8 protein-coding genes and 2 pseudogenes are annotated in these 9,662 nt (G+C 62.3%); 6 read left to right on the forward strand and 4 right to left on the reverse strand.

Features of this window, described 5'->3' with window-relative positions; all coding sequences use genetic code 11:
* Both ACILQR_RS13600 and ACILQR_RS13605 read left to right on the forward strand, forming a co-directional pair.
* Positions 1-469, forward strand: a pseudogene (locus tag ACILQR_RS13600) (hypothetical protein); the annotation flags it as partial.
* Positions 470-515: 46 nt separating this feature from the next.
* Positions 516-1,085 (forward strand): DUF3237 domain-containing protein, encoded by a 570-nt coding sequence (locus ACILQR_RS13605; RefSeq protein ID WP_395651935.1) that lies wholly within the window; start codon positions 516-518, stop codon positions 1,083-1,085.
* A gap of 33 nt (positions 1,086-1,118) precedes the next feature.
* Here the strand turns inward: ACILQR_RS13605 and ACILQR_RS13610 are convergent, their stop codons facing one another.
* Positions 1,119-1,592: a MarR family winged helix-turn-helix transcriptional regulator gene (locus ACILQR_RS13610; protein WP_395651936.1), complete on the reverse strand. Its 474-nt coding sequence runs from the start codon at positions 1,590-1,592 to the stop codon at positions 1,119-1,121.
* A 76-nt stretch (positions 1,593-1,668) separates the two neighbouring features.
* Between ACILQR_RS13610 and ACILQR_RS13615 the strand changes: the two genes are divergently transcribed.
* Entirely contained in the window at positions 1,669-2,169 is a 501-nt protein-coding gene (locus ACILQR_RS13615; RefSeq protein ID WP_395651937.1) for a hypothetical protein, read from the forward strand.
* Between the two features lie 289 nt (positions 2,170-2,458).
* Here the strand turns inward: ACILQR_RS13615 and ACILQR_RS13620 are convergent, their stop codons facing one another.
* Both ACILQR_RS13620 and ACILQR_RS13625 read right to left on the reverse strand, forming a co-directional pair.
* Complete coding sequence (locus ACILQR_RS13620) at positions 2,459-4,453, reverse strand: glycoside hydrolase family 3 protein (RefSeq protein ID WP_395651938.1); 1,995 nt, start codon at positions 4,451-4,453, stop codon at positions 2,459-2,461.
* Positions 4,454-4,469: 16 nt separating this feature from the next.
* On the reverse strand, positions 4,470-6,824 hold the full coding sequence (locus ACILQR_RS13625) for a TonB-dependent receptor (protein WP_395651939.1): 2,355 nt from the start codon (positions 6,822-6,824) through the stop codon (positions 4,470-4,472).
* 697 nt (positions 6,825-7,521) lie between these two features.
* On the opposite strand from ACILQR_RS13625, the gene ACILQR_RS13630 reads away from it, so the two are divergent.
* A complete protein-coding gene (locus ACILQR_RS13630) occupies positions 7,522-7,836 on the forward strand; it encodes a hypothetical protein (protein ID WP_395651940.1) in 315 nt (104 codons plus the stop codon).
* A complete protein-coding gene (locus ACILQR_RS13635; protein ID WP_395651941.1) occupies positions 7,830-8,237 on the forward strand; it encodes a response regulator in 408 nt (135 codons plus the stop codon). The genes ACILQR_RS13630 and ACILQR_RS13635 overlap by 7 nt, the downstream gene beginning before the upstream one ends.
* A gap of 138 nt (positions 8,238-8,375) precedes the next feature.
* Here ACILQR_RS13635 and ACILQR_RS13640 read toward each other — a convergent pair.
* Positions 8,376-9,145 (reverse strand): annotated as a pseudogene (locus tag ACILQR_RS13640) (IS5 family transposase).
* A 147-nt stretch (positions 9,146-9,292) separates the two neighbouring features.
* Here ACILQR_RS13640 and ACILQR_RS13645 point away from each other — a divergent pair.
* Positions 9,293-9,662 (forward strand): recombinase family protein (locus ACILQR_RS13645; protein WP_395651942.1); only part of this gene is annotated, 370 nt, incomplete at its 3' end.

The following is a 9,662-nucleotide window of genomic DNA, read 5'->3' on the forward strand; positions in this document are numbered from 1 at the left end:
ACTGGGGGGACTGACGCTGATCGACACACGCGCTCTTCCGGGGGGATCGGGCCAGGGACTTGGAGTTCAGTGCCCCGCTGGCACCCCGTCAAATCCCCCGGTCTGTTTCAACTACGACCCATTCCGGACGAGCGTGTCGGGTCGTCGCAATCCCTATTCGCCCGAGTTCACCGTCAGCGCAGGCCTCGAGTACGACTTCGCCCTGGCCAACGGGGATCGGCTGACACCGCGCCTGGATACCGCCTACATCGGCGAGCAAACCGTCAGTGTATTCGAAAATCCGCTCTTCGATTTTCTGGAGGCGCGCCAGATCTGGAACGCCCAGCTGACTTATGAACATCAGGCCTGGCGTGCTGTCGCCTTTGTCACCAACGTGAGTGACGAGGTCTATGTGTCCGGAAAGTCGGGGGACAGCCAGTTCTATGGCGCGCCGCGCCAGTACGGGTTGCGACTTGCACGAAGCTTCTGACCGTGACGCCTGCTGCTTCTATCATCCGATCGTACAGGATACCCCGGTGACTCGAGCCTCGAAACATACAGACCCGAAAAACAGGCAGCGGCGTCAACTGCTTGCGACGGGCGGCCTGGCCGTTGCCTCAACGCTCGTCTCGACCCGCGGTGCCGATGCTTCACAGTCGGCACCGCCGACCGGCAATCCGGTCCCCGGGATAGAATTTGTCTATGAGGCGATCGTGTTGCTCGAGGCATCGACACCGGTTGGTGAAACGCCTTTTGGTCGACGTAATCGCATCCCGATCATCGGCGGCGAGTTTGCCGGTCCCGACATCAAGGGGAAGGTTCTGCCGGGCGGGATGGACTGGCAACTCATTCGGCCTGACCGCTTCACGGTGATCGAGGCCGACTACATGATGCAGACCGACGACGGCGCTCTCATCCACGTCTACAACAAGGGCGTCGTGGGCATGGCTTCTGGGGGGGAATTCTATGCCCGCTCCGCTCCGTGGTTCGAGGCCCCCAACGGGCCGCACGTCTGGCTGAACCAGGCCGTGTTCGTGGGAACCTTGGGGCCGGTGCCGGAACGCCCCGAACCCGCCGTGCGCATCAGGGTCTTCAAGGTCACCTGAATGGAAGCGACCCGGACGTTTGGATCGAGCCCATCAGGACGCAGCTGGCGGAGGCGGCAGTCGACGCAGTTTTTCCAGCAAGCCGATCAGTGTCTGCTGTTCGGCCTCAGACAGAGCCGCGGCCAACCGCTCCTCGTTCGCAGCGCACGCGACCCACGCGGCGCGGGCCAGTTCGGCCCCCTTGGACGTGAGATGCAGACCATGCGATCGCCCGTCCGCGCGATGCCGGTCAACGAGACCGCGTTCCGTAAGCTGAGCGGTCAATGGGGCCATGTTGGCGCGCCGGATGCCAAGCTCGCGGCCGATATCGCTCTGTGTGACGCCTGGATTGGCCTCGATCATCAACAGCACAGACAGACTGATGACTGTGAGCGTCAGGGGATCCAACCGCTCTGCCAGGTCCGATGCCATCATCACGGAACTGCGTCGAAGCTGATAGCCGACCAGACCGACTAGGGGATTGGTCGGTCGCGTGACGGCTGGAGCCAAGGTCTTCATGTCCGCCATGATGCACAATCACATATGGCCCGGCAACCGAGAGCCATAGCATGCAACTCCAGGGGCCCTGACCAGCGGCAGTCGCGTGTTACTCGAAGATAAAATCGATGGATTGGTGTTCATCCGATCAATCGATTGTCTAATCTGCGGACTACCATTTATTATCCGCCAACCTAATCTCATGAAAGATATACAGATGGTCAAAAATTCTTTTCTAAGTTTGGCTCTCTCGGCGTTCGCGCTTTCCGGCATTGTCGGGTTCGCAGCGGCAGGCTCGCCGACGTCGGCGATCGCGCAGGTCGCGCCGCATCCGACCACCACGCCGCATCCGACCTCTGCACCAGCGACTGCAAATGCGCAGGCCGCGGCGCATCCGACCACCGCCAGCCCGATCAAGGAGCTGGTTGCCGATCCCGCAACGGCGGCCATTCTGGAGAAGTATCTGACCGGGATTACCACCCATCCGGCTTTGCCACAGTTCGATTACATGACCCTGGAGGAGGCGATGCCAATGTCACAAGGCGAAGTGACTCCAGAAAAAATCGCGGCCATCGAGGCCGAAATCAAGGCTCTGTCCGCTCACTAGAAACTACAGCGATCTCACCTCCGGACCTGAGGCCGCGTCCAAGACGCGGCCTCTTTTTTGTCGGGACGACGGCGACGCTGCTGGCACCGCCATCCTGGGCGCCGCAACGGCCGGCGAGTGAGTCACGGCTGCCGACTGGATCTGGGTTCTTTCGACGACGACGCCGAAGAAACGCAAAGGAATAACAAGACGTCGGACACTGCCGGGTGCTTGGTAAGAGGCCTGCCGTCCGGTGCGCCTGGGATTGTAGCGGCGAGCGGCTCACCCAAGCCGCCGGGCTTGGCGACCCTCAGTAAGATCGCCCAAAGCCGAGGGCGTAGAGCGGCGATGCGCTGTCGGCCGGGGTATCCGAGCGTTGTGCTCGAACGGCGTCCATTGATGACGGCAGCTCGATCGGCAGCCGGCCCACAGGCGCGGTCGCACCCGTCAGTACGTCGAAGAGGGCCGGGTCCGAGGCACCGAAATCGGCAATCAGCGCAGCCGCCGACGCTTTCAACGGCGTCAGTACGGCGGCGCGGTCCAGATAGACGTCGACCACGACTGGCAGGGTGCGTGCGAGCAGCTCCACCGCTGCCAGGTCCGGGTCATCCGCCCGGTAAGCGAGGCTGCCTTCGCGTTGCATCAGGCCGAACATATAATTTGGATGCAGCAGTTCGGAAGGCGCGGACATGCGCACGATGGCTGCATCCGCTGTCGTCGGCGTGTCGACGACGGTGAAGCCGGCCGCTCGCGCCGCCGCCGGATCGACGCCCCGCAGGAACAACCGGGGCGTCCGGGTGGGGTGGAGAGGAAGCAGGCCCCGTCCGTTCTCAAGCAACACCATGGCCCTGGCCTGAACGGCCCGGGCTTCCCGAGCATCCTCATCCCGGCCCACGGCGGCGGTCGCCACCGCAGGGTCGACGAACGGGTTCTCGAACAGCCCCAGCGAAAAAGTCCGGATCAGGACACGACGCACGGCCGCGTCCATTTGCTCCATTCTGATGTCGCCTGCGGCAACGGCGTCCAGAATAGGCTGCGGATCCTCGGCACCGCCGAATTGGTCGACACCGGCCCCGACGGCTCGCGCGAACCGCTGCGCTCGTGTCAGATCTTCGACCCCCCAGGCCGTCGATACGCCCTGAAAGCTCGGACGCTCACCGGCTGGAAAGCCATTGCGGCAGATATCGCCACAGTCCTCGGTGACGGCCCAGTCGGCCAGTACCAGCCCGTCGTATCCATAGTGCTCACGAAGCAAGTCGTGGATCAGAACCCGGCTGTAAGCCGCCCCGGTCGGTTCAACGGGGTGACCGTCCACCGTCAGGCCCGCGAAAATCGAATAGGCCGGCATTACTCCTGCCGGACGGACGGCAAACGCCGCCTCGAACGGTCTCAGGTGCAGCGGGAGGCGTTCGCTCGAGAGATCGGCGAACCGTCCATAATAGTTGTGGCTGTCCCAGCCGTCGCGGGCCGCGCCGTAGCCGACCCAGTGTTTGACCACGGCCGCGACGCCGTCGATAGTGACCCCCTCACGACCAGACTGAAATCCCTCGATGTAGGCGGCGACCAAGGGGCCCACCCGCTCCGGGTCCTCACCGAAGGTGCCGTTGACCCGGGGCCAGCGCGGCTCGGTCGCGAGGTCCGCCTGTGGCGACAGTGCCACGCTGAATCCGGTCGCCCGGTATTCTCTCCTGGCGATGTCGGCCATGTGCCGGACGAGGTCCGCATCGCCGATCGCGGCCAGACCTAGAGGTTCCGGGAATCGCGTGAACCCGCCGGCGGCGACGCTGGCTCCCACTGTCGCTTGGAAATGGTTTCTGGGATCGGTACTGAGGGTGATTGGAACGCCAAGGCGTGTCTGCTCGGCCAGCGCCTGGAGACTGTTCGAGGCCTCGGCCAGTTCGGCAGGGGGCAGGACCAGCATCGAGTTGAGGCTGGTGATCCCACGGTCGACGATCTTTAGCCTTGCGCTGTCTTGGCCGTAGCCCGTCCAGGGTTGGCCAAACGGCGCGTTTCCCTCGGCATTCGCGTGCAGCATCTGGCCGGCCTTCTCGGCCAATGTCATCCGCCTCACCAGATCGTCCGCACGTTCCGCGGCCGTCAGGCGCCAGTCCTCATAAGGATCGAGTTGGCCATTCCGGTTCAGATCCCGGAATCGCAGGCCGTCCGCGTCGATAGCCGGGATGGCGCGGGTGCTGAGTACCGGCTGGTGCGGTGCCGGCATTGCGAGAACCGGGCTCGAAAGGAGGACGCACCCCGACAGGGCGAGCAGGGCCACAGACGCCCGCCAATGCTTCATGGACTTCATGACCCTGCTCCGGACGTTAGTGGCTGTAGGTGAGCTTGAGGCCAATCAGTCGGACGGAATCCAGTCCGAACTGTTGTTGGTAGGTCGCGATATTGGCGATCGCATCACCAGGTTCGAGCCCCATGAAGACCGGGTTGTGCTCGTTCGTGCAGTTCTTGCAGAAGAGAGCGATCTCCACACCGTTGTCAAACCGTGCTCCGATGCTGGCACCGAAGATGTCGGTCGATGGGAGTTCCGCGCCGGGGGCCTGGTTGATCAGGAAGTTCATGCTGTCGCGATGATACCAATTGGCGCGCAGAACGGGTTGTATCCCGCCCGAAATGACCGGCTCCCAGTTGACCGACAGCGTCGAAGTGAACTTGGGCGAGTTCGGCGTGCTCAGGCCGCTGACGTTGAATGATCCGGTCACTGCGCAGCTCGGCGTGGCCTGGCCCGGATAGCACTGGGCACCGTTGAAATCGTCGAACTCCGAGTCAAGCAAGCTCACAGAGGCGTTGAGGGTGAAGCCGTCGAACAGCGCGGCGATCGCGGTGATCTCTGCGCCCTGGCTGATGACCGAGGCGGCGTTCTGGATGATGAAGCTGGATAGGATCGGGTCGAAGGATTGGGTCTGATAGTCATCGAACTCCGTACGGAACACCGAGGCGTTCAGGATCAGTCGACGTTCGAAGAAGCTCGATCGGACACCCGCCTCGATGCTGGATGATACCTCGGGCCTTACGAGAAGTGGGGCCAGCGGGCTGGCACCGTTGTCGTTGAAGCCCGGTCCCTTGTAGCCACGGCCATAGGTGGCGTAACCCATGACGTCCGGCGTGATCTGATACTGTAGGCCGGCCTTGTAGCTCCAGTTCGTGTTCGCATAGGATTCGTCGAACGTGCCAGGCGCGCCGAGGGTGACGAAATAGCGTCCAAGGTTCTGCACCAGATCGATGTCGATCTCGTCGCGGGTGACGCGGGCTCCCCCGATCACGCGCAACGCCTCGGTCAATTCGTAGGTGAACTGACCAAACGCCGCATAGCTGTCCGTCGTCTGTTCGTAGGCGTGATCGCTGCCGAGGAAGTAGTCGTTGCGGAAGCTGCAAGCTGGCGGCGGCGCGGCCACCGGCGTCGCTCCGACGCAGAACGGGAATGTCGGAAGCACGAAACTGGGCACGAAATTGCTGCCCGCGATCTGGTTGGTGGACTGTATCTGCGAATGGAAATAGTACAGGCCGGCTTGGCCGCTCAGCCGATCTCCGGCCGGTAAGGCGACACGCAGTTCGTTGGAGAACTGGTCATAATCTGAGTTCTGCGCGTTCACATTGGCGCCGTCAGAGTTGGTGAAGTCCGTGTCGAGTTGCTGATCGATATCGTAGAATTTCCACGCAGCGATATTGCTTATCTCAAGACCGGTGGCCGTCACATGGCTGAGCGACGCCTGCAGTCCGCCGGTGTCCAGGTCGCGCCAGTATCCGCCGTCTCCGCCGAAGGTGAAGTTGTCTTCTGCCGCGACCACGCCATCGCCGGCCAGAGGCCGACCGTTCACGCTGCCGGCGCCGAGTGAGCGATAGGTGCGGTCGAAGAAGCCGGCCACGCCTTCGCTGCGGTTGAACTCGCCGATTACGTAAAGGGTCGTGGAGTCGTTTAGCTCGGACAGGAACTTGGCGCGCAGGCCCCACTGTTCAAGATCGAGGTCGTTGCGCACGTTGTCGTTGCCGACGAACGTCGTGCCGGGCTCCTGCTTCGACAGGATGGCGTTCAGGCGTAGGGCCGACCGGTCGCCGATCGGGAAATTGAGCGTCTGACGCGCGATGATCGAACTGGCCGTGGTGTCTGAGCCCGGCGTGTCCCGCACGCCCGCCTCAACGTCGCTCAGGCTCTCGAAGATGCCAATCCGCGGGCGGGTGGTGGTGATGTTCAGCAGGCCGGCCGAAGCGTTCTTGCCGAACAACAAGCCTTGCGGACCGTTCAGGACTTCTACCTGGGCGACGTCGTTGAACAGCGAACCGCCCAAGTTTGGCCGACCAAGATTGACGTCGTCGATGGCGATCGCGACGCTGGAGTCGATGGTTTGTGCGAACGCCAGAGTCCCCACACCGCGCACAGAGAAGCTGCCTTCGCTGCCGACCTGAAGGCTCGGTGCGGCGACTGCGAGCTGTCCGAGATCATTGATGTTGCGGCTGCTCAACTCTTCTGCGGTTACAGCCGTCACGCTGACGGGAACGCGTTGCAGACTCTCGGATCTCCGCTGGGCTGTAACGACGATCTCCTCAACCACCGCGGGCTCGCCGGGATCGGCGGATTGGGCCTGGACCATTCCCGCCATGGCAGGAAGGATAAGCGCCACAGCGGTGGTCATCTGCAGCGATCGGCGGATCAGTCGGCGGTTCATGGTTGTTCTCCCTCAGCAGCGAGCGTGGCCGTCGCTGTCCCGTTATCGTTGTGTCCATGGCGTTGCCGGGCATCGTCAGCCCCAGGGGCGAACGGATGACGTCAGTCGCGCCCTGATGGACGTATTTGCGTAGTCCTTTGATTGTCTCCCCAGCGGCGCTTAAACGCTCTTGAACATAACAATAAGAGACCTCGGATGATTTGACAGTGGATTGATTTGATCGATATCAATCAATTCCATGAATGACTCTGGAAGACGTCAGGCCAATGGCACCGGCAGCGCAATCATGACCCTTGATCAATGGCCCGCGGCTGAGATGGCTTGCGCCGCAAGGTGCGTTTGGAGTGCGACAAGCGCTGAATCGAGATTGAAGAGGAGCCTTTCAGCTTTTCCTGGTCAAGTTGTCAAAGTCCTGCTGCCGGAGCCCGTGCTGCAGGCTGTGGCTTGGTGCTTTGCCCGGGTCATCTCCATCGTCAGACGTCCGACTCGTGGCTCGGGACCCCGTCAAGGAATAATACATGCGCCGAAGTATAGGGTGCGGAATACCTGTCTTCTCGCCTTGGTATGCGCTCGTTGACGACTCCCCCGACTTGTCGACCAGATTGGCCCATTGTCCGGATGCCGCCGATCGACCCGCTTCAAAGGTGAGTTTTCTGAGGGGATGCCTCCAGTCTCGATAGCGAACCTTCTTGGTGCAATGGGCGACGAGCTCGGCGACTGGGCCGCCGCGGCCGCGCGTCTGGAGCAGGTCGTCGGCGAGATTCTTATCGACCGGCGTCTGAGCCAGAAAGAAATGGAAGCCGTCCAGTCGATCGACAGCCTTGCCCAGCATCTCGCGCAGCTTTCGGTATTTTGCGGCGACCTGGCCCAAGGCTCTGGCGACATCGTCCAACTGCCGGATGAAGTGATCGCCAGTTCTTTGTCCCGTTTGAGGCCTTCGGGACTTTCGGGGAGGCTGTCGGGAAGCCCACTATCCGTAGGGCTGCCTGCCGGCGAGGCTGAGCTATGGTGATCCAGGAGCCTGGAGCCGTAGAGGGACCGCGTTTCGATCTGAGGGACGCAAAAGTGCTCTGTGCCGATGAGAGCAGCCAGGGGCTGGAGATCGTCGGCCAGATACTGATGGGGTTTAACGTTCAAACCGTTATGCGGGCGCCGACTGCAAGCGAGTTCCGAAAGGTGCTGGGCGACAAGGCTTTCGATCTGGTGCTGCTGGACTCAGGTCTTGGGGGCAACGGCTTTTCCGAGAATCGCTGGCTGAGAACATCGAGGCTCGAACCCAACAGGTTCACGCCGGTCATCATGCCGGCCAGTCACACGCCCAAATCTCAGATCGAAGAAGCGCGGGATTGCGGTGCGAACTTCGTGGTCGCGATACCGCTCAGTTCGGCCATTCTGCTGCAACGCATCTTGTGAATAGGGCGCGCCGGCCGGATGTTTACCGAGACCTCATCATTCGCTGGCCCTGAGGCGCGGCGGGACCTGTTCGGATACATCAAGGGCTTCTACAATCCCCGCCGTCTGCACTCGTCACTGGGCTATATCCAGCCCCGCCTAGGTCGTGTGGACAAAATGCCTGATCCACAGACGGATGGACGAGACGAGGACGAAGCCGAGGAAGCTGTCGGCGGTTTTGTCATAGCGGGTGGCCAGTCGGCGGCTGTGTTTCAGCTTTGAGCAGCACCGCTCGACGAGGTTTCGCAAGCTGTAGATGTGACCGTCGATGACGGGCTGAACCTTGCGGTTCCGCTTGGCGGGGATGACGGCGGCGATGCCTCTGGCTTCCAGGTCGGCCAGGATGAAGTCGGCATCGCATCCCTTGTCGGCGAGCAATACGCAGGGGTGTGGACCGGGTTCGTCCATGACCGGGCCGTGGCCCTTCATAGCTGAGACCTGACCGCCGCTCAGGGTAACCGCGACAGGGAGGCCTCGAGCGTTGCTGCGGAGATGGATCTTGGTCGAGAAGCCACCTCGCGAGCGGCCAAGACCCTGGTCCTGATCCCCTTTTTTAGCGCGCCGGCGGCGTGCTGATGAGCGCGAATAATGGTCGAATCGATCATCTGGACGCTGTCGTGGCCCCCGCCGGTGTTGTTCATCGCCTCCAGCATCACATCCCAGAGCCCCGCCTGCGTCCAGCGACGAAACTGGCGGTAGACGGAGTTCCATGCGCCGAAGTGGCTGTGAAGATCACGCCATGCGCCACCCGTCCGGGCGATCCAGAAAACTCCATCCAGCACCAGCCGATGATCCCGAGGCCGCCGACCTCGCCTGGGACCCGTCTCGACCACGAACGGCTCGAAGAAAGCCCACTCCGCATCCGACATCAAACCGCGAACCAATACCGCTCTCCGCAAAGAACAGCCTTGAATCAGTCAGGCGGCAATTTGGGAATCCCCTTTGTCCACACGACCTAAGCCGCCCGTCGCGGCTTCGAGGTCGTCCGCACCTACGCCGATGCGGGCAAGAGCGGCCTGCGGCTCGACGGCCGTGTGTCGCTTCAACATCTGATCGCTGACGTCCAGAACGGTCAGACCGAGTTCGATGTCATCCTTGTCTACGGTGTCAGTCGGTGGGGACGCTTTCAGGACGCCGACGAGAGCGCCTATTACGAGTTCATCTGCCGCGAGGCCGGCATAGCAGTCCATTACTGCGCCGAGCAGTTTGAGAACGATGGCAGCCTGAGTGCCACCATCATCAAGAGCATGACGCGGGCGATGGCCGGGGAGTATTCCCGAGGGTGCTGTCAGTCCAACGGCAACTCGTCGCCACTGAGGGGAGTCCGGGCAGGGGAGGCGAGGACTATGCGGCGAACGTCTGCCACTCGGCCAGGGCGGCCGAGCG

Source organism: Brevundimonas sp. (genome assembly GCF_044239655.1).
In the GTDB taxonomy this organism is placed as follows: domain Bacteria; phylum Pseudomonadota; class Alphaproteobacteria; order Caulobacterales; family Caulobacteraceae; genus Brevundimonas.